Raw genomic sequence first — 19355 nt, 5'->3', positions numbered from 1 at the left:
GTTCGAACCATCGAGGCGGCAGGGAACCATCGAAACGGTCGGCAAAGAGCTACCCCGCCACGAGCTTTCGCGCCGCTGCCGAGTGCTCCGCGATGAGCCCGGCCACGTCCAGGCCGGGGATCTGACCGTCCACCACGCGCCATTCGCCGCCCACCATCACGCGGTCTGCGCGATCCGCCCCGCACAGCAGCAGCGCCGCCACCGCGTCGTGGCTGCCGGAGAAGCGCAGGTCGTCGAGGCGGAAGAGTGCCAGGTCGGCCTGCATCCCCGGCGCCAGTTGACCAATATCGGAGCGTCCCAGCACGGCTGCCGAGCCCCGCGTCGCCCAGCCGAGAGCGCGCTCCACCGGCACGTCCGCCCCGTAGCGCAGCCGCTGCAGGTACAGCGCCTGCCGGGCCTCGAGGATCATGTTGGAGGCATCGTTCGACGCCGATCCGTCCACTCCCAGCCCCACCGGGACCCCGGCTGCCTCAAGTTCCAGAACACGTGCGGTGCCTGACGCGAGCCGCATGTTCGACGTCGGGCAGTGCGCGACGGCGGTGCCCGCGGCGCCGAGCCGGGCGATCTCGTCGTCGTTGAAGTGGATGCCGTGACCCAGCCAGGTGCGGTTGCCCAGCCAGCCGACACTCTCCAGATAGTCCACGGTGCGCAGGCCAAACATCGAGAGGCAGAAGTCTTCCTCGTCGATGGTTTCGGCGAGGTGCGTGTGCAGCCGGACGTCAAGCCGTTCTGCCATGGCTGCGCTCTCCGCCATGATCTCCTTGGTCACCGAGAACGGCGAACACGGGGCCAGCGCAATCTGGATGAAGGCGCCGTCGCCGCGCTCGTGGTACTTCGAAATGAGGCGTTCGCTGTCCGCCAGGATGACCTCCGGCCGCTGCACCGTGGACTGTGGCGGCAGGCCGCCGTCGTCCGTTCCCAAAGTCATAGAGCCGCGCGTGAGGGTGGCCCGCATGCCGAGTTCGCGCACGACGCCGACCTCCACGTCGATCGCGTCCTCGAGTCCCGCGGGAAACAGGTAGTGGTGGTCGGCTGCCGTGGTGCAGCCGGAGAGCAGCAGCTCGGCCAAGGCCACCTTCACCGCGAGTTCCAGGCTGTCCGGTGTCAGGCGTGCCCAGACCGGGTAGAGGTTGTGTAGCCAGGGGAACAGCGGGGCGTTGGCCACCGGACCCCAGGCGCGCGTGAGGGTTTGGTAGAAGTGGTGATGCGTGTTGATCAGGCCCGGCATCAGGACATGCGCGGAGGCGTCAAACGTCGAGTCGCAGGGCGCCGACGGCTGGCCGCCGGCCGGAACCAGCTCGGTGATGATGCCGCGGCTAATCACAATGCCGCCGCTGGCATCGAGCCCGTTGGCGGTGAAAACGGCGAGCGGGTTCCTGATCCAGAGGCTGGACGGGGATAGGGCCGGGGACGGGGAATGCGGGTGGGCCATGGATGGCTCCTTGTCTGGTCGGCAACAAATGCGTTCCAGCTCAGTGATGCCCTGTCTGCTGATCCAGGATGCCGGTTGCCCATGGGTAGCCGGTGGCAATCAGTGTAGGACGCACGCGGAAGCGCGTCAATGTGACCCGCTTGAAACCTGAATTTCACATCACGAAATTAAGTTTCCAGAAACTATGGTGCTGATCACAGGTCCGGTGCTAATCTCGATCTTGCCAAAGGCGGGCACCCGGACTCCGGGAAGCTATCTACCAGGCGAACCTTCAAAAGCACATGCTGAAGCCTGGTAGCCATATCACTGGCGCGTCCCCGTCTCAGGGTTACTGGGCTTCCTTGCCACTAAGGAAGTCGCAAAATGAGCACAACCGTCACGGCCGAACATTTCCTGGCCGCATCCATAAACCTGGCAACAGCCAACGTCCTGAACAGCGGCGGCCCGTTCGGCGCCGTCGTTGTCACCGCAGATGGCCACGCCTTCGAAGGCGTCAACCGGGTCACCGCCACAAACGACCCCACGGCCCACGCCGAGGTCACCGCCATCCGCAATGCCTGCCGCGAACTCGGCACCTTCGATCTCAGCGGAGCCACCCTCTACACGAGCTGCGAGCCCTGCCCCATGTGCCTGGCCTCGGCCCTCTGGGCCCGGATCGGCAACGTGGTCTTCGCCGCAGACCGGCACGACGCCGCCTCCGTGGGCTTCGACGACGCGGTCTTCTACGAGTACTTCGAGAACGAGGACCGGGATGTACTGATGCCCGTCGCCAAGCTGGAACTGGGCGACCCCCAGGCCCCCGCCATCCTGGAACCGTTCAACACCTGGAACACGCTCGATTCCAGGATTGACTACTAGGGCCGGTGGCTGACATGACAATCCTGGACCCCGCAGAAATGCGACCGGCAGCTGAAGAGCAGGCTGCGCCCGCAGGCGCAGGGCACACAGCGGCACCCCGGCCCCCGGCGTCGAAATCCCTTCTGGATGGTTTCTTCCAGATCACCAAGCGTGGCTCCACGCTGGCCCGCGAATTCCGCGGCGGCATTGTCACGTTCTTCACGATGGCCTACATCGTGATCCTCAACCCGCTGATCCTGGGCGGTTTCTCGGCCGAGAACGCCCCCACCGACGTCGCCGGCGGCTGGCTCCCGGCAGCACAGGTGGGCGCCGTCACCGGACTCACCGCCGGCGTCATGACCATTGTGTTCGGCCTCGTCGCCAACCTGCCGTTCGGGCTCGCGGCGGGCCTGGGCATCAACTCGTTCCTGGCCGTGGCCGTCATCCAGGACGTCACCTGGCCCGAAGCCATGGGCCTGGTTGTCATCAACGGCATCCTGATTGTCCTCTTCGGCGCCACGGGTGCCCGGACGGCGATCTTCAAGGCAGTCCCCAAGGAACTCAAGGCCGCCATCACCGTTGGCATCGGCCTGTTCATCGCCTTCATCGGCTTCGTCGACTCCGGTTTCGTCCGCCCAACCAAAGGCGGCCCACCGGTCCAGCTCGGCAATGACGGCTCCATCACCTCCATCCCCACCCTCGTCTTCATCGTCGGGCTGCTGGTCATGGGCATCCTCGTGGCCCGCAAGATCCAGGGCGGCCTCCTGATCGGCATCGTCGCCACCACCGTCCTCGCCGCCGTCGTCGAGGCCGTTATGAACATCGGGGCCGGCAGCGCCGACAACCCCGGTGGCTGGCACCTCAACGTGCCCGTGCTCGCTGGCCAGCTGGTCTCCGTCCCGGATCTCAGCCTGGTGGGGCAGTTCGACCTCTTCGGCTCGTTCTCAAGGATCGGCGGCCTGGCGGCCACCATGCTGGTCTTCACCCTGGTGTTCACCAACTTCTTCGACGCCATGGGCACCATGACCGGCCTCGCCAAGAGCGCTGGCGTGGCACACAAGGACGGCACCTTCCCCAAGCTGAAGTCGGCCTTCATCGTCGAAGGCCTCGGCGCAGTGGCCGGTGGCGCGACGTCCGGGTCTTCGAACACCGTTTACATCGATTCCGCCGCGGGAATCGGCGAAGGTGCCCGTACTGGCCTGGCCTCCGTGGTCACCGGTGTGCTGTTCCTGGGCTCGATGTTCTTTACGCCGCTGACCTCGGTGGTGCCGCTCGAAGTGGCGGCTGCCGCCCTGGTGGTGGTGGGTGCCATGATGATGGCACAGATCCGCGAGATCAAGTTCAGCAAGTTCTCGATCGCACTGCCGGCCTTCCTGACCATCATCACCATGCCGCTGACCTACTCGATCGCCAACGGCATTGGCGTCGGATTCATCTCCTTCGCGGTCATCAGTGCGGCGTCCGGCCGGGCCAGGAAGGTCCATCCGCTCATGTGGGTGGTCACCGCGGGCTTCATCATCTACTTCGCCCGCGGGCCGATCAACGCCCTTCTGGGCGCGTAGGTCCCGGCGCAACCGCCCATTCGGGCGCCCTAAACGGCGGTCCATCCGCACCCACCGCATCGAGTAGGCGTCCGCCGCCGTGGTCCACCGCACCGGAACCCACGACGGCGGGCGGCGGTGGAGTGCGGCTGGGCCGTCACGGACCGGGGCGGGATTAGAGGCCCCGCCCCGGTCCCCTCAAACAACTCCCCTGACTTTCCCTCTACACCAGCAAGGAATGAGATTATGAGGCAAGACCGCGCACTGTTCCGGACAGGCTTCCCGTCCGGAACCTCAGTGGTAAAGGACGTGTTGCCATGCTGGACCTAATACCTTCACTGGGAGGCTGGCGGCCCGCGGTCTCCGGCCAGCGTTGCGCCGTCGCCACCATCGTGGCCGCGGGAGGCTCCGTGCCCCGGCCGCTCGGCACCTCCATGCTTGTGTCGGAACACGGGGACGTCCTCGGCAGTCTCTCCGGCGGCTGCGTGGAGGGCGCCGTGGTGGACGCCGCCCTTGAGGCCATGCGCGACGGCGGCATCCGCCTTGAGTCGTTCGGCTACAGTGCCGAGGACGCGTTCGCCGTCGGACTCTCCTGTGGAGGAGAACTGGAAGTACACATCCAGCCGCTCGGTGTTGGCTCCCCTGAACTATCTGTATTGCGCGGTTTTGGTGACGCTGGCCGCAACGTGGCCGAAGGCCCCGCAGCCCGGGGGCTTGCCGCCCTGGCAGTCATCCGCCGGCTCGATGCGGGCGGAGGCGTGGTGGTCGTCGACGATCCTGTGAGGTTCCGCGCCATGGAGTCGCCGGAACTCGCAATGCTGGTGGGCGACCATCCCGCTACTGTTTTTGCGGCGGCAGCCCAACTCGAACCACTGCTCCAAGGCGGCCGCGCGGGCCTTATCCGGCTTGCACCTCCCGCCGGCTGCACCGGCGGCTCGGAGGCGACACAGCCCGAACCCATCACGCTGTTTGTGGAAAGCCGGCTCCCCGCCGCGCGTATGCTCATTTTCGGCGCCAACGACTTCGGCGCCGCGCTGCTCCCGGCCGGGAAGCTCCTCGGCTACGACGTCACGCTCTGCGACGCCCGCCCCGCGTTCTCCCGGCAAAGCCGCTTCCTCGCCGCCAACCAGGTGGTCACGGACTGGCCGCACCGCTACCTTGCCGCAGAAGCAGCCGCAGGCCGGGTGGACGGCCGCACCGTGGTGTGCGTGCTGACCCACGACCCCAAGTTCGACATCCCGCTGCTGGAAACCGCGCTCGGCCTGGGCCTCGCCTATGTGGGGGCAATGGGTTCGCGGCGAAGCCACCGCCAGCGCATCGACGCGCTGCTCGCGTACGGCACGCCGGCCGAGGCACTGGAGCGGCTGCATTCGCCCATCGGACTCGACCTTGGGGCTGTCACGCCTGCCGAGGTCGCGGTGTCCATTACGGCCGAGATCATCGCCTCCCGTGGCCGGGCCGGACGAGGCAGCACCACGCCGGCGCCGCTCAAGGCATCCTCGCTCAAGGACGGCAGCGGCCCCATCCACCCCACATCGACACCCCGCACGCACGAAGCCCGCCAGGAGAACCCATGGACATGAACACCATCGAGGCCGTCGTCCCCACGACGGACCCCGCCGACTGGCGCGACGGCGATGCCTGGCTGGCCGGTGGCACGGTCCTGTTCTCCTACGGGAGTACTGTTTTGAAGCGGCTGCTGGACCTGGGCGAAGCGGGTTGGCCGGCCGTAACCGTGAGCGACGCCGGGATCGAGCTGGCCGCGACATGCACCGTCGCGGAGCTCTACGCACTGCCGGATTCGGAGGCCGTCGCCGGCAGGAAGTGGCCGGGCCTGGACTTGTTCCGGCCGTGCTGCGACTCCTTCGTGGCATCCTTCAAGATCTGGAACATGTCCACGGTGGGCGGCAACCTGTGCACCTCGCTGCCGGCCGGGCCCATGATCTCGCTCTGCGCCGGGCTGGACGCCACCGCCACCATCCTCGGCCCCGGCGGCAGCAGCCGCACGGTCCCGGTGGCCACGTTCATCACCGGGGACGGGCAAAACAGCCTGGCACCCGGGGAGCTCCTGCGCAGCATCCACCTGCCGGCGTCGGCCCTGTCCTCGAAAGTGGCCTTCCGGCGGCTTTCGCTCAGCAACCTCGGCCGTTCCGGGGTGCTGCTGATCGGACGGCGCGACGCCGACGGCGGCCTGGTCATCACCGTCACCGCCGCGACCAAACGCCCCGTGCAGCTGCGGTTCGCCGCCGCCAAGATGGCCGGCCCCGCGGCCCTGGCGGCCGCCGTCGGGAAGGCCATCCCGGCGGAGCTGTACCACGATGACATCCACGGGCTGCCCGAATGGCGCCGGGACATGACCCTCCGGCTCGCCGAGGAGATCCGTGCGGAACTGCTGGAAGAACGGCTCACCGTGTCGGGAGATTTCTGGACCGGCCAGCCGCACGCCTTGTCGCCGCAGCCAAGCGCGCAACCCGAAACAACACAGAACAAGCAGCAGAAGGAGGCCTGAGCATGGCAATCGAAATCAACGGCACCGCCACCCCGGCCACACCCCGCCCCGGCCAGTGCCTGCGCACGTTCCTGCGCGAACAGGGCAACTTCGGGGTCAAAAAGGGCTGCGACGGCGGCGACTGCGGTGCCTGCACCGTCCACGTGGACGGCACCCCCGTACATAGCTGCATCTACCCGGCCGTCCGCGCCGACGGCAAGGCCGTCACCACCATCGAAGGCCTCGCCCAGGGCGGTGCACTGCACCCCGTGCAGGAGCAGTTCCTGGCCGAACAGGGCTTCCAATGCGGCTTCTGCACCGCCGGCATGATGATGACCGCAGCCACCTTCGACGACGAACAGAAGGCCAACCTGCCCCGCAGCCTCAAAGGCAACCTCTGCCGCTGCACCGGCTACCGTTCCATCGCGGACGCAGTGTGCGGGACCCGCGACAAGCACAATCACGACGGCGGCGCGGCAGCTGGCGCGGCCCGTCCGGCTTCCGCGGCCGGAACCACCGCCGCCGGCACCACGGCAGCCCGGGCGGGGCAGCTCGGCGACAACGTGCCCGCCCCGGCGGGCCTCGCCGTCGTCACCGGCACCGCCCGCTACACACTCGATGTCCCCGCCGACGAGCTAGAAGGCCTGCTGCACCTGAAGCTGCTGCGCTCACCCCACGCGCACGCCCGGATTGTCTCCATCGACCGGACGGCCGCGCTCCAGGTGCCCGGCGTCGTCGCGGTCTTCACCCACGAGGACGCCCCGGCGCAGCACTTCTCCACGGCCCAGCACGAGCTCTACACGGACGATCCCGACGACACCCGCGTCCTCGATGACGTGGTGCGGTTCATCGGCCAGCGCGTGGCCGCCGTCGTGGCCGAATCGGTGGGTGCAGCCGAGGCCGGGGCCCGCGCCCTGCACGTGGAATACGAGGTGCTGGACACCGTCTTCAGCCCGCAGGACGCCATGCTTCCCGGCGCTCCGGCCCTGCACGGGGACAAGGACGCGGTGAAGGCCAGGATCTCGCGCCCGCGGCAGAACGTGGTGGCCGAGCTGCACTCGGAACTGGGCAGCGTGGCGGACGGTTTCGCCGCTGCCGACTTCGTCCACGAGCACACCTACCGGACGCAGCGCGTGCAGCACGTCGCCCTGGAAACGCACTCCTCCATCGCCTGGCTCGACGACGAAGACCGCCTGGTCGTCCGGACCTCCAGCCAGGTCCCGTTCCTGGTCAGGCGCACGCTGGGCCGCGTGTTCGATCTGTCGGAGGACCGGATCCGCGTGTTGGCCGGCCGCGTGGGCGGCGGCTTCGGCGGCAAGCAGGAAGTGCTCACCGAGGACCTCGTTGCCCTCGCAACGCTCACGCTGCGCCGGCCCGTGCAGGTGGAGTTCACGCGCACGGAGCAGTTCACCGCTACCACCACTCGGCACCCCTTCACCATCAAACTCAAGGCGGGCGCCAGCAAGGACGGGCTCCTCACCGCCCTGCAGCTGGACGTGGTCACCAACACCGGCGCCTACGGCAACCACGCCCCCGGCGTGATGTTCCACGGCTGCGGCGAATCGCTGGCCGTGTACAAGTGCGCCAACAAGAAAGTGGACGCGCATGCCGTCTACACCGACACCGTGCCGGCCGGGGCCTTCCGCGGCTACGGGCTCAGCCAGGTGATCTTCGCGATTGAGTCGGCCATCGATGAGCTGGCTGTCGGCATCGGCATGGATCCCCTGGAATTCCGGCGCCGAAACATGGTGCGCGAGGGCGATGACATGCTCTCCACCACCCCTGAGCCTGAGGAGGACGTCCACTACGGCAGCTACGGCCTGGACCAGTGCATCTCCCTGGTGCGTGATGCCCTGGACCGCGGCAAACAGCGCTACAGCGACGCCGGCCTCGATGACCTCGGTCCGGACTGGGTCACCGGCGAAGGTTCCGCGCTGTCCATGATCGACACCGTCCCGCCCCGCGGCCACTTCGCCCACACCCGCGTGAGCCTGCTCCCGGACGGCACGTTCGCGGCCGACGTCGGGACCGCCGAATTCGGCAACGGCACCACCACGGTGCACGCGCAGCTGGCCGCGACGGCGCTGTCCACCACGGCAGCCAAGGTGGCCGTGCGGCAGTCCGATACCGACCTGGTGGAGCACGACACCGGTGCGTTCGGTTCGGCCGGGACGGTGGTGGCCGGCAAGGCCACCCTGATGGCGGCTACCGAACTGGCCTCCCGGATGGTCACCGTCGCCGCGGCGCTGACCGGCGTTCCGGAGACCGAGTGCGTGCTCGACGACGGCGGCGTGGACTGTGCCGGGCGGCGGGTTCCGCTCGCAGACATCCACGACGCCGCGCGGCACCAGGGCGTGCAGCTCGCCGTCGAGGGCAACTGGGACGGGACCCCGCGATCGGTCGCGTTCAACGTCCACGGGTTCCGGGTGGCGGTCAACACCGGCACGGGGGAGCTACGGATCCTGCAGAGCGTGCAGGCAGCCGACGCCGGCGTGGTGGTTAATCCGCGGCAGTGCCGCGGCCAGATCGAGGGAGGCATCGCGCAGGCGCTGGGCGCTGCACTGTATGAGGAGGTCCGGGTGGACGACGCCGGCCGGGTCACCACGGACATCCTGCGGCAGTACCACATCCCGTCCTTCGCGGACGTGCCGCGCAGCGAGGTCTACTTCGCCTCCACCAACGACCAGGTGGGCCCGCTCGGGGCGAAGTCCATGAGCGAAAGCCCGTTCAACCCGGTGGCCCCGGCCCTGGCCAATGCGATCCGGAACGCCACGGGGGTCCGGTTCGCGGAGCTGCCGATCGGCCGAGACAAGATCTATATGGGTTTGAAGGAAGGAGGTCCAGTTCGGTCCCGCTGACACCATTGCTGACCGTTTGTGACCGGGCGTGATTCGGCGACCCCTTGACTGATGCGTGACCTAGGTCATACCGTTATTTCACTACTCGATACCCATCTTCCGCATTATGGAAATTGCAATGACGCTCCTGCCGGTAGTTTCCGGCGCGAATCCCATTGCGGAACGCATGGAAGACCTCTTCAAGAAGTGAGATAACGATGCAAACACCACCGTTGACCGGCGTTGACCCGGCACCCGAGACAGAAGCTGACCTGGGCAAAGCGGCCCACCCCTCTATGGGTGTCGACGCGCTTTGTGATTCAGCCACCGCCGTCTCAGGCCAGGCCATCAGCCCCACCTTGTACAACGTAGACCTTGCCCCCACCAAGCGTGAAGGCCGCCGGTGGACCGGCTATAGCATCTTCACGCTCTGGGCCAACGACGTCCACAGCCTCGGCAACTATGCCTTCGCCATCGGCCTCTTCGCCCTTGGGCTTGGAGGCTGGCAGATCCTCCTTGCCTTGGGCATCGGAGCCGTGCTGCTCTTTGCCCTGCTCAACTTCTCCGGCTTCATGGGGGTCAAGACCGGTGTACCGTTCCCGGTCATGAGCCGGATCAGCTTCGGTATCCGCGGTGCCCAGATCTCCAGCCTGCTCCGCGGCGCCGTCGCCATCGCCTGGTTTGGGATCCAGACGTACCTGGCCTCGGTGGTCCTCCGCGTAATGCTCGTGGCCATGGTGCCCTCCCTCAAGGAGCTGGATGGCAACTCCATTATGGGCCTGTCCACACTCGGCTGGATTGCCTTCGTTGCACTGTGGATCGTCCAGCTGGTCATCGTCAGTTTCGGCATGGAAATGATCCGCAAGTATGAGGCCTTCGCCGGGCCCATCATCCTGGTGACCATGGCTGCCATCGCCATCTGGATCTTCGCGGAAGCCGGCGGCTCCATCGCCTGGGCACCGGACAATGCGCTCGAAGGCGCCGACATGTGGCGCACCATCTTTGCCGGCGGCGCACTGTGGGTCTCCATCTACGGAACCTTCGTCCTGAACTTCTGCGACTTCACACGCTCGGCGGTCTCCAAGAAGGCCGTGGTCCGCGGAAACTTCTGGGGCATCCCCATCAACATGCTCGTCTTCGGTGCCATCGTGGTCGTCATGGCAGGCGGCCAGTTCAAAATCAGCGGCAAGATCATCGAGAGCCCCTCGGACATCGTCCAGACCATCCCGAACACGCTCTTTCTTGTCCTGGCCTGCCTGGCCCTGCTGATCCTGACCATCGCCGTGAACCTGATGGCCAACTTCGTGGCCCCCGTCTATGCACTGACGAACCTGTTCCCCAAGCACCTGAACTTCCGCAAGGCGGCCTGGGTCAGCGGTGCGATCGGCCTCATCATCCTTCCCTGGAACCTCTACAACAACCCCTTGGTCATTGTGTACTTCCTCGGCGGATTGGGCGCGCTGCTGGGGCCCCTGTTCGGCGTGGTCATGGCAGACTACTGGCTGCTGCGCCGCGGCAAGGTCAACGTGCCGGAGCTCTACATCGAGTCGCCCACGGGAGCCTACTTCTACAAAAAGGGTTACAACCCTAAGGCGATCATGGCACTGATACCGGCTGCCACCGTCGCCCTCGTGATCGCTTTTGTCCCGGCCTTCGAGGGAGCCGCCCCGTTCTCCTGGTTCTTCGCAGCCGGCATCGCGGCAGTGGTGTACTACCTGATTGCGGATCGCAAGCAGCAGTTCGACGACGTCGACGGCGAGCCCATCGCCATCGTCAGCACCCACTAACCAACCCGTCCCGAAAGGGGAAAGCACCATGCGCATCCTTGTGGCCAACGTCAACACCACACAGTCCATGACCGACTCCATCGCCGCCTCGGCCCGCAGTGTGGCGGCACTCGGAACGGAAATCATTGGAATCACGCCCCGCTTTGGTGCCGATTCCTGCGAGGGAAACTTTGAGAGTTACCTCGCCGCGATCGCGGTGATGGACGCCGTGGTCAACTATCCGGAGCCGTTCGACGCGGTCATCCAGGCCGGCTACGGCGAGCACGGCCGCGAAGGGCTCCAGGAGCTCCTGGACGTTCCGGTGGTGGACATCACCGAGGCGGCCGCGAGCACCGCGATGTTCCTGGGCCACAAGTACTCCGTGATCACCACCCTGGACCGGGCCGTGCCGCTGATCGAGGACCGGCTGAAGCTGGCCGGCCTCGACGCCCGGTGCGCCTCGGTCCGGGCCAGCGGCATGGCCGTCCTGGAACTGGAGGAGGAGCCGGAGCGCGCTGTGGAAGCCATCATCGAACAGGCGCTGCTGGCTGTCCGCGAGGACAAGGCGGAAGTCATTGTCCTGGGGTGCGGCGGCATGGCCGGTCTGGACGAGGAAATCCGGAAGCGTGCCGGAGTCCCCGTGGTGGACGGCGTGGCTGCTGCCGTCACCATCGCTGAATCGCTGGTCCGGCTTCGGCTGAGCACCTCAAAGGTCCGGACCTACGCCACCCCGCGGCCCAAGACAGTCATAGGCTGGCCCATAACGGCAGCGGAAGTGCCCGCTGCACCTTAGCCCGCCATCAAAACAAGGAGCGACCCCATGACTGCAACCCACCGGCCCGTACAACCCCACCGGCCGGCGCCGGTCGCCGTCGTGACCGGTGCAGGCTCCGGGATTGGCAGGGCGGTGGCGCGGCTCATGCTGGCCGACGGGTACCGCGTGGTGTTGGCCGGCCGCCGTGAGGCTCCGCTGCTGGAGTCCGCGGCCGGCCACCGCCAGGCGCTGACGGTGCCCTGCGACGTGACAATGCCCGACGACGTCGAGCGCCTTTTCGCTGCGGCTCTCGGAAAGTGGGGGAGAGTTGACGTCCTGTTCAACAACGCGGGCGTGTTCGGCCCGGCCGCGTCGGTGGATGAAATCAGCGCGGCCGACTGGGACGCGGTGGTGGCGGTGAACCTGACCGGCTCCATGCTCTGCGCCGCCGCTGCCGTACGGGCCATGAAATCCCAGGAGCCGCAGGGTGGCCGCATCATCAACAACGGGTCCATTGCAGCGCATTCGCCGCGGCCCCGGACGGTGGCCTATACGGTCACCAAGCACGCCATGACGGGTCTGACCAAGAGCATCGAGCTGGACGGCAGGGACTTCGGCATCACCTGCGGCCAGATCGACATCGGCAACACGGCCACGGACATTATGGGCACCATCGGCGTGGACTCCGGCGCCCTGCAGGCTGACGGCAGCCGCAGGGTGGAGCCCACGTTCCCGGTGCAGGACGCCGCGCGTGCCGTGCTCCTGATGGCAGGCATGCCGCCGTCGGCCAGTGTGGGCTCGGTGGTGATCACGGCCGCAGGGATGCCGTTCATCGGCCGGGGGTAGCTAGATGTACTGACCGGACACGTTGATCAATCGTGAGAAGGGCGGCTGGCTGCCGCATGCGGTGTGGGGTCGGTGAGGGTTGTAGTAGTGCAGCCAGCCATGTAGCTCCCCACGACGCTCAGCCTTGGAGGTATGGCAGCGGGCGTAGGCCCAGCCGTCGGCCAGTGTGCGGTGGAAGCGCTCGATCTTGCCGTTCGTCTGTGGGCGATACGGGCGGGTGCGCTTGTGCTTGATTTCAAGTTCGGCGCAGGTGTCCCGCCACACGTGTGAGCGGTAGGCGCCACCGTTGTCAGACAGAACGCGCTCGACGGTGATGCCCCGCTGGTTGAACCACTCGACAGCGCGAACGAGCACCGCTGTGGCAGTTTGGGCGGTTTCGTCATCATGGATTTCGGCGTAGGCGACGCGGGAATGGTCGTCGATGACGGTGCGGACGTAGGCGTAGCCCAGAAGTGGGTCACTGTGTTTGTTGCGCGGCTTGCCGGGTGTCTTGGCGCGGTTCTTCTCGCCTTGTCGGCGGCCAACGTAGCGCCAGCCTCCGCCGTCGGGGATGTTGCCGAGCTTTTTCACATCTACATGGATCATGGAGCCGGGGTGGTCATGCTCGTATCGACGGATCGGTTCACCGGTAGCACGGTCGACATGCGACAGGTGGTTCAGGTGAACCGAGGTGAGGATGCGGTGAACCGTCGACGGGGCAATCCCAAACGGAAAGCCAACTGAACGGGCCCCTCGGGGAGACGCAAACGAAGGGTGATGCATCGACGACTGGTCTTCGCGCTGGTTTTGTTCGGCGAGTGGTGTGGCCGCGAGGATCGGTCCTGCATCGACTGGCCTACTCGGTACCGCTCGACCCATCTCTTGACCGTGGGCCACGAGACCTGGAATCGGGCGGCAACTTCGCTGATCGGCCAACCGTCATCGACGACGAGGCGGGCGACCTTTAGCCGGTGGCGCGGTGTGAGGGCAGCGTTTGGGTGGGTCATGAATTCCCTCGGAGACGGAAAGGGGCCAGCCGGATTCGGCTGCTCGAGCAGGGCACGTAGTGTCAGCCGGCCGCTAAACTGTTCCGCCGATGACCAACAAGTTCATGTGCCTGGTCAGCCGGTCCGGTCTGAATCGGACGGGTCCGCCGCTGTCAGCGAGCCGGAGTGGGCGCGTGCGGTGGGGTCCCTGCGGACCTTGATCAGGCTTGCGACTGTGGTCACTGTCAGGATGACTGCGATGACGATGAGGCTGATGTTGGTGCTGATCTCCGGCACGCGGCCATCGATGCCGTGCCCCCAGTGCAGAACAAGTTTCACGCCGATGAATGCCAGAATAAGCGCCAGACCTGTGGAGAGGTAGACCAGGCGGTCCAGAAGCCCCTTAACGAGGAAGAACAGGGCCCGCAGCCCTAGCAGGGCGAAGGCATTGGCGGTGAAGACAATATACGGTTCGGCGGTAATACCGAAAATAGCCGGGATTGAGTCGAGCGCGAACAGCAGGTCGGTGCTGCCGATTGCGAGCAGCACAATAAACAGGGGCGTCACTGCCCTACGGCCGGCGCTGCGCGTGAACATCCGCCCGCCCTCGTAGTCCTTTGTGACGGTCAGCGCGCGGCGGGCCACACGGACCAGCACGTTGTCATGGACATCCGGGTCGGCGTTGCGGTGCCGGTAAAGCTGCACAGCCGTCACAATCAGGATCAGGCCGAAGATCAGGAACATGAAGGAGAACAGCTGGAGCAGTGCTGCGCCCAGGGCGATGAAGATCGCCCGCAGGACCAGGGCCAGTGCTATGCCGAAAATCAGGACTTTCTGCTGGTACTTCTCGGGGACGGCGAAGGTCGACATGATGATCACGAAGACGAAGAGGTTATCGATGGAGAGGCTTTTCTCGACGATATAACCCGCGAAGTATTCTGCGCCGAAGTCCCAGCCCACCTGCATTGCGAAGACCAGTCCGAAGGCAATGGCCACGGCAATATAGAGAATCGATGAAATTGCGGCCTCGCGGAACGTCACGACGTGCGGCCGTGCGGCAGCCAGTCCAAGATCCAGGGCGAGCAGCCCGAGAATAAGTCCGATGGTGATAGTCCAGCGAAGTACACTGACTTCGAGCATTGGTGGCCTTTCTTGTCATCAACTGAAACTGGCTGATTGCTTTCCCTGCGCTCCCGGCCGCCGACCGGGCGCCTGCGGGTCCGATGGACTATTGTCCTTGAAATGGCAACCAAGGATTTTGACTCAGGGACACCCGCCGGGGCCGCCGCCGAGACGCAGTGGACGTTCCTCACCAACCATGCCCACGTCCTGCTCACTATCGCCCGCGATCCGCAGATTCGGATGCGCGACGTCGCCACCCGGGTGGGCGTTACGGAGCGTGCTGCGCAAAAGATAACTGCTGACCTTGTGGAGGCCGGCTATATCACCAGAACCCGTGCCGGACGGCGCAACAGCTACACCGTCGCCACCGGTCGTCCTCTCCGCCATCCCCTCGATGCCGGCCACGAACTGGACGAACTCCTCGCGGTCCTCGTCCCGGAATCCACCTCCCAACCCTAGACACATGAACTACAGTTCGCTAATCTGAGTTCAGTAGTTGAATCATACGCTACCTGCATCAGGTGGCGGGATGGCCGGCCGGAGTGTCTTCGGCACGGCCGAGCTGAGTCGGTCTGGAAGGAGCTCGCTCTTGAATAATCGAGAGGCACATGTCAGACCGCCACCTCCAGCCGGTGTTCCCGCCACCACCGCGGATTCCGCAGGGCCGGTGCATCTCGTCGTCGTGGCCGAGTCCGACGCCGCAGACATTCTGGTCGCGGCGGCCGCACAGGCGCGCAGCGCCGGTGCCCGCCTGCTGATCGCTCTCGCCCGGCCCCGTTTGGGCTTCACAACCGACGCCGCCCTGGTCCGGTCCGTCATCGCACGCAGGCAACAGGAGGTGCTCCGATTGGAGCGCCTCGCGCACCAGGCCCTGGACCACACCGGAGTCACATTTGAAACTGTCCTGATGACCTACCGGGGCGGCGGCTCTGAGTCCGGGCGGACCCGTCGCATTGCCTCAGCAGTGAATCGCCTGGCCCTCGGCCGCGGGGCCATCGTCTGCCGGCAACCGGCGTTGTTGCGACCTCCGACAGCATGGAGAACCATCAGTGAGCCATGAAAAGTCGGTTGATGGACTGAATCCGGCACCGGGCAACAGCATCGTCGTAGGGCACGATGGATCTGACGGTGCAGATTATGCATTGGCCACGGCTCTTGGGCTCGCGGACGAGCTGCAGGTCGCTGTCGTCATCGTCCTCGTGCGGGCCTGGTCTCTCTCCACTGCCCCGCGGCCGCCCGATTGGGAGTTCGGGTACGTGTCGTCGTTTGATGAGTACGCAGCGGCCGTATATGAGGAGCTCGTGCAGGATGCACGCATCACCCTCGACAAATACCCCATGGTCCCCATTAGCTACAGAGCCGTTCACTCCAGCGCAGCCAAGAGCCTCATTGACATCTCACGAAACGCCCGCATGCTGGTTGTCGGATCGCGCGGTCACGGCGGTCTCGCCGGGATGTTGCTCGGCTCCGTAAGTGACCAGTGCGTCCGGCATGCGGCCTGCCCCGTCCTGGTGGTGCGTCCTCGGAGCTGAAGCCACGGCACTCGGGGCATCCATTGACTCCTTTGCATCGGTCCGGCGCGAGCGCCCGATCAGGGTCAGAATTTCTCCGGGCGCAAAACGTCGACGTCACTCACGAACAGAATCATGGCGTAGTCCTCGTAATAGTGCTCCTGAAGGTAGGCGGAAATTGCGCTGGCCGTCTCTTCGTCGCACACCACCTCAATGCGGATGTTACTGTTCGCCTCCCAGCCGGCACTGCGGACGCCCCGGTGGCCTTTGCCGCGGGCATCGGTGATGGTGTATCCGTGAGCATTGAGCCGGTCGATCTCACGGGTGAGAGTGGCCTCAAGGGCTGCTTCGGTGACGACGGTCAATAGCTTGCGTGTATGCCTTTGCATCGGTTTCATCCTTTCGCGAAAGTATGTGCCCACACGGCCAGTGCATGGTAGATCGGGATACCAAACAGTACATTGAACGGGAATGTGATCCCCAGCGAGGCTGCCAGCGACAGGGTGGGATTGGCCTCGGGTACGGAGATGCGCATGGCCGCCGGGACCGCGATGTACGAAGCACTCGCCGCCAGTGTCGCAAGAACGGCCGTACCGCCTATGGAGAGGCCCAGGACCCACCCTAGCCCGGTCCCCACCAGGGCGGAAAAGAGCGGCATGCCAATTCCAAAGGCCATCAGGAATGGCCCGTACCGGCGCAGGCTTCCTACCTGTGTCGCGGTGATCAGCCCCATCTCCAGAAGAAAAAGGGCCAGGATCCCCTTGAAGAGATCGAAGAACAACGGCTCGATCGACGACAGCCCGTCCGGCCCGGCTGCCCAGCCGATGAGCAGCCCGCCCAGTAGCAGCACAATGCTCTTGCCCAGGAAAACCTCGTGGGCGACCGACCTCCACCGGGTTTCGCGTGAGAGGCCCCGCGCGAGGACAATTCCCACAATGATGGCCGGCACTTCCAGGAGCACCAGAAGCAGGGGCATGTGCTCTTCGAACGCGATCTGGCGGCTGCCGAGATAGGCGACCACCACGGCATAGGTGCCTACGCTCACCGAGCCGTAGTGGGCGGCGAGGGAAGCTGCATCCGCGCGTTTGAAGCGGCCCAGGTAGCGCAGCACGGGGAAGGCAGCCAGTGAAAGGAAAAAGCCCAGCGCCACCACGGCCAGCATTTGCGGCAGCAGGCTGCCGAAAGGCTGCCTGGCCAGTTCGATACCGCCCTTGAGGCCGATGGCCAGCAACAGCACGATGCTGACGAACTCGTAGATCGCGGCCGGTAGCCGCAACTCCGAACGCAGCAGGCCCGCCGTGGCGCCAAGCAGGAAGAAAAGGATGATGGGATCGATCATGCGGTGACTCTCTTGTTCGTTTCCGGCTGTTGTGAAACCGGAGCGCGGTCAACGGCCCGTACCTGGCATCGTTTGGCTGTAATCCGTTCGACGCCACCGGTATGCCGGCAGTGCCATTAATACACGCTATATGATTCATGAGACAAACTTCATGTATTCTGGCACGTAACATCTGCGGTTGCGGGACGGCCACAGGGACTTTTCCACCTCATCGCGTGCACATGACAGGTGTGCTGTGAAAACGTCGGCATGGGGTGAGGAGAATTGCAGGAGCAGCAGCCGTCACCGGATGTGCCACTCATCCCGCAAACCTGCGGTTCCCAGTCGTTCCCCCTGGAGTGAAAGGTCAGTTGTGATCAGCACTGAGTCCGGCAATTCAACCCCGCCTTCCGTCTATTCCGGTGAACGGATTTCTCTGCTTACCCAGCATGGCAAGGAGCGGGTGATCGTCCCGGTGCTCGAGCGTGCGCTCGGCTGCCGGCTCGAACACGTCACGGGCTACGACACGGATCTGCTCGGTACTTTCACCCGCGAGGTCCCCCGCGCCGGCTCACAGCTCGAGGCTGCGCGCAAGAAGGCGCAGGTGGGCATGGAATTGTCGGGTTTGCCGCTGGGTATCGCCAACGAGGGCTCGTTTGGCCCGGATCCGGCCATGGGGATGTTCCCCTGGAACATCGAACTCATGATCTGGATCGACAGTGAGCGCGAACTGGAGGTCGTTGGAACAGCCGAAGGCAAGACGAACTTCTTCCACCTGCTGACCGCGGACTGGGCGGAGGCCCAAACGTTCGCCCGCGAATCGAAGTTCCCCGAACACCACCTGGTCGTTCGCCCGGACGGCGAGCACGACCCCCGCATGCATAAAGGAATCGCCGCCTGGCCCGAGCTGGAGCTCGCCTTTTCGAGGGCGCTGGCCCGATCGGCCAACGGCAAGGTTTTTCTCGAGACCGACATGCGCGCCAATGCCAATCCGACGCGCATGGAAACCATCCGTCTCGCGGCCGAAAACCTCGCACAGAAACTTCGCTCCAGATGTCCGTCCTGCGACACCCCGGGATTCTGGAAAGTGGAGCGAGTGGCAGGACTCCCGTGCACGGGCTGCGGCGAGCCAACGAGCGAGACCCGCGCCGAGATTCATGGATGCCTCACCTGCGGGCACCGCTCCACCCGCGACGTAACTGACCCACCACGCGCCGACCCGCGTTTTTGCAACTGCTGCAACCCCTAACACTGCCCATAACCTCGACGCGTCCCATTGCCCAACGCGTTCAGAGCGATACGTAGCTTCAAATCAACACCGGAGGAAAGATATGCAACCATCACATTTAGTGGACCTCAAGCCCCGCAGCCGGGTGGTTACCGACGGCATTCATGCGGCCCCCGCGCGTGGCATGCTCCGCGCTGTGGGTATGGGGGACGATGACTTCGCCAAACCCCAGATCGGCGTGGCAAGCTCCTGGAACGAAATCACTCCCTGCAACCTCTCCCTGAACCGTCTCGCCCAGAGCGCCAAGGAAGGTGTCTTCTCCGCCGGCGGGTTCCCGATGCAGTTCGGCACCATCTCCGTCTCGGACGGCATCTCCATGGGCCATGACGGCATGCACTTCTCCCTGGTCTCCCGCGAAGTCATTGCCGACTCCGTGGAAACCGTGATGCAGGCCGAGCGCATCGACGGCTCGGTCCTCCTGGCCGGCTGTGATAAGTCCCTGCCGGGCATGCTCATGGCAGCCGCCCGCCTGGACCTGGCCAGCGTGTTCGTCTATGCCGGTTCCATCATGCCGGGCTGGGTCAAGCTGGAGGACGGCTCAGAAAAGGAAGTCACCCTCATCGACGCCTTCGAAGCCGTCGGTGCATGCGCCGCGGGCAAGATGAGCCTCGAAGACCTGACCCGCATCGAAAAGGCCATCTGCCCCGGCG

The 19355-nt window shown here is 65.4% G+C and carries 17 protein-coding genes and 1 pseudogene; 13 read left to right on the top strand and 5 right to left on the bottom strand.

From position 1 onward, the window contains the following. Positions 1-49: 49 nt before the first annotated feature. Positions 50-1432 carry an 8-oxoguanine deaminase gene (locus NG701_RS13820; protein ID WP_252568383.1) on the bottom strand — a complete coding sequence of 461 codons (1383 nt, stop codon included), beginning with the start codon at positions 1430-1432 and terminating at the stop codon, positions 50-52. A gap of 363 nt (positions 1433-1795) precedes the next feature. Here NG701_RS13820 and NG701_RS13815 point away from each other — a divergent pair, with 363 nt between their 5' ends. The 8 genes from NG701_RS13815 to NG701_RS13780 all read left to right on the top strand — a co-directional run bounded on the left by NG701_RS13815 (position 1796) and on the right by NG701_RS13780 (position 12501). After that, on the top strand, positions 1796-2290 hold the full coding sequence (locus NG701_RS13815) for a nucleoside deaminase (RefSeq protein ID WP_252568382.1): 495 nt from the start codon (positions 1796-1798) through the stop codon (positions 2288-2290). A 14-nt stretch (positions 2291-2304) separates the two neighbouring features. Next, positions 2305-3831: an NCS2 family permease gene (locus tag NG701_RS13810; protein WP_256475856.1), complete on the top strand. Its 1527-nt coding sequence runs from the start codon at positions 2305-2307 to the stop codon at positions 3829-3831. Positions 3832-4127: 296 nt separating this feature from the next. Continuing rightward, complete coding sequence (locus NG701_RS13805; protein ID WP_252568380.1) at positions 4128-5393, top strand: XdhC family protein; 1266 nt, start codon at positions 4128-4130, stop codon at positions 5391-5393. Then, on the top strand, positions 5384-6319 hold the full coding sequence (locus tag NG701_RS13800) for an FAD binding domain-containing protein (protein WP_252568379.1): 936 nt from the start codon (positions 5384-5386) through the stop codon (positions 6317-6319). Before NG701_RS13805 ends, NG701_RS13800 begins: the two co-directional genes overlap by 10 nt. A 2-nt stretch (positions 6320-6321) precedes the next feature. After that, positions 6322-9156, top strand: coding sequence for a molybdopterin-dependent oxidoreductase (locus NG701_RS13795; protein ID WP_252568378.1), 2835 nt, complete (start codon positions 6322-6324; stop codon positions 9154-9156). Positions 9157-9353: 197 nt separating this feature from the next. Beyond that, on the top strand, positions 9354-10922 hold the full coding sequence (locus NG701_RS13790) for an NCS1 family nucleobase:cation symporter-1 (RefSeq protein ID WP_374208694.1): 1569 nt from the start codon (positions 9354-9356) through the stop codon (positions 10920-10922). 28 nt (positions 10923-10950) lie between these two features. Continuing rightward, a complete protein-coding gene (locus tag NG701_RS13785) occupies positions 10951-11694 on the top strand; it encodes an aspartate/glutamate racemase family protein (RefSeq protein ID WP_252568377.1) in 744 nt (247 codons plus the stop codon). A gap of 27 nt (positions 11695-11721) precedes the next feature. After that, the gene (locus tag NG701_RS13780) at positions 11722-12501 is read left to right on the top strand and encodes an SDR family oxidoreductase (protein ID WP_252568376.1); all 780 of its coding nucleotides are present in this window, start codon (positions 11722-11724) and stop codon (positions 12499-12501) included. On the opposite strand, the pseudogene NG701_RS13775 reads toward NG701_RS13780, so the two are convergent. Continuing rightward, a pseudogene (locus NG701_RS13775) lies at positions 12502-13487 on the bottom strand (IS481 family transposase). A gap of 114 nt (positions 13488-13601) precedes the next feature. Beyond that, positions 13602-14606, bottom strand: coding sequence for a TerC/Alx family metal homeostasis membrane protein (locus NG701_RS13770; RefSeq protein WP_252568375.1), 1005 nt, complete (start codon positions 14604-14606; stop codon positions 13602-13604). Between the two features lie 102 nt (positions 14607-14708). On the opposite strand from NG701_RS13770, the gene NG701_RS13765 reads away from it, so the two are divergent. From NG701_RS13765 to NG701_RS13755, 3 genes are all read left to right on the top strand, one after another. Continuing rightward, complete coding sequence (locus tag NG701_RS13765; RefSeq protein WP_104063511.1) at positions 14709-15047, top strand: helix-turn-helix transcriptional regulator; 339 nt, start codon at positions 14709-14711, stop codon at positions 15045-15047. A 130-nt stretch (positions 15048-15177) separates the two neighbouring features. Further along, a complete protein-coding gene (locus tag NG701_RS13760; protein ID WP_252568374.1) occupies positions 15178-15648 on the top strand; it encodes a hypothetical protein in 471 nt (156 codons plus the stop codon). After that, positions 15638-16120: a universal stress protein gene (locus NG701_RS13755; RefSeq protein ID WP_252568373.1), complete on the top strand. Its 483-nt coding sequence runs from the start codon at positions 15638-15640 to the stop codon at positions 16118-16120. The genes NG701_RS13760 and NG701_RS13755 overlap by 11 nt, the downstream gene beginning before the upstream one ends. Positions 16121-16185: 65 nt before the next feature. Here NG701_RS13755 and NG701_RS13750 read toward each other — a convergent pair whose 3' ends face one another. Beyond that, entirely contained in the window at positions 16186-16488 is a 303-nt protein-coding gene (locus tag NG701_RS13750) for a P-II family nitrogen regulator (protein ID WP_069952889.1), read from the bottom strand. A 5-nt stretch (positions 16489-16493) separates the two neighbouring features. Continuing rightward, complete coding sequence (locus tag NG701_RS13745; RefSeq protein WP_069952888.1) at positions 16494-17438, bottom strand: sodium-dependent bicarbonate transport family permease; 945 nt, start codon at positions 17436-17438, stop codon at positions 16494-16496. Between the two features lie 352 nt (positions 17439-17790). Here NG701_RS13745 and NG701_RS13740 point away from each other — a divergent pair, with 352 nt between their 5' ends. Together NG701_RS13740 and NG701_RS13735 are read left to right on the top strand one after the other, a co-directional pair. Next, positions 17791-18666, top strand: coding sequence for a DUF6671 family protein (locus NG701_RS13740; protein WP_252568372.1), 876 nt, complete (start codon positions 17791-17793; stop codon positions 18664-18666). Between the two features lie 82 nt (positions 18667-18748). Next, positions 18749-19355 (top strand): dihydroxy-acid dehydratase domain-containing protein (locus NG701_RS13735; RefSeq protein WP_252568371.1); only part of this gene is annotated, 607 nt, incomplete at its 3' end.

This window comes from Pseudarthrobacter cellobiosi, assembly GCF_023913815.1.
In the GTDB taxonomy this organism is placed as follows: Bacteria; Actinomycetota; Actinomycetes; order Actinomycetales; family Micrococcaceae; genus Arthrobacter; species Arthrobacter cellobiosi.
Note: the sequence above shows the minus strand (reverse complement) of the source record. Positions and strands in the feature narration are given on the sequence as shown.

Coding starts and splice junctions, on each gene's coding strand:
- NG701_RS13820 (WP_252568383.1), bottom strand. CDS start 1,432: ATGGCCCACCCGCATTCCCCGTCCCCGGCCCTATCCCCGTCCAGCCTC.
- NG701_RS13815 (WP_252568382.1), top strand. CDS start 1,796: ATGAGCACAACCGTCACGGCCGAACATTTCCTGGCCGCATCCATAAAC.
- NG701_RS13810 (WP_256475856.1), top strand. CDS start 2,305: ATGACAATCCTGGACCCCGCAGAAATGCGACCGGCAGCTGAAGAGCAG.
- NG701_RS13805 (WP_252568380.1), top strand. CDS start 4,128: ATGCTGGACCTAATACCTTCACTGGGAGGCTGGCGGCCCGCGGTCTCC.
- NG701_RS13800 (WP_252568379.1), top strand. CDS start 5,384: ATGGACATGAACACCATCGAGGCCGTCGTCCCCACGACGGACCCCGCC.
- NG701_RS13795 (WP_252568378.1), top strand. CDS start 6,322: ATGGCAATCGAAATCAACGGCACCGCCACCCCGGCCACACCCCGCCCC.
- NG701_RS13790 (WP_374208694.1), top strand. CDS start 9,354: ATGCAAACACCACCGTTGACCGGCGTTGACCCGGCACCCGAGACAGAA.
- NG701_RS13785 (WP_252568377.1), top strand. CDS start 10,951: ATGCGCATCCTTGTGGCCAACGTCAACACCACACAGTCCATGACCGAC.
- NG701_RS13780 (WP_252568376.1), top strand. CDS start 11,722: ATGACTGCAACCCACCGGCCCGTACAACCCCACCGGCCGGCGCCGGTC.
- NG701_RS13770 (WP_252568375.1), bottom strand. CDS start 14,606: ATGCTCGAAGTCAGTGTACTTCGCTGGACTATCACCATCGGACTTATT.
- NG701_RS13765 (WP_104063511.1), top strand. CDS start 14,709: ATGGCAACCAAGGATTTTGACTCAGGGACACCCGCCGGGGCCGCCGCC.
- NG701_RS13750 (WP_069952889.1), bottom strand. CDS start 16,488: ATGCAAAGGCATACACGCAAGCTATTGACCGTCGTCACCGAAGCAGCC.
- NG701_RS13745 (WP_069952888.1), bottom strand. CDS start 17,438: ATGATCGATCCCATCATCCTTTTCTTCCTGCTTGGCGCCACGGCGGGC.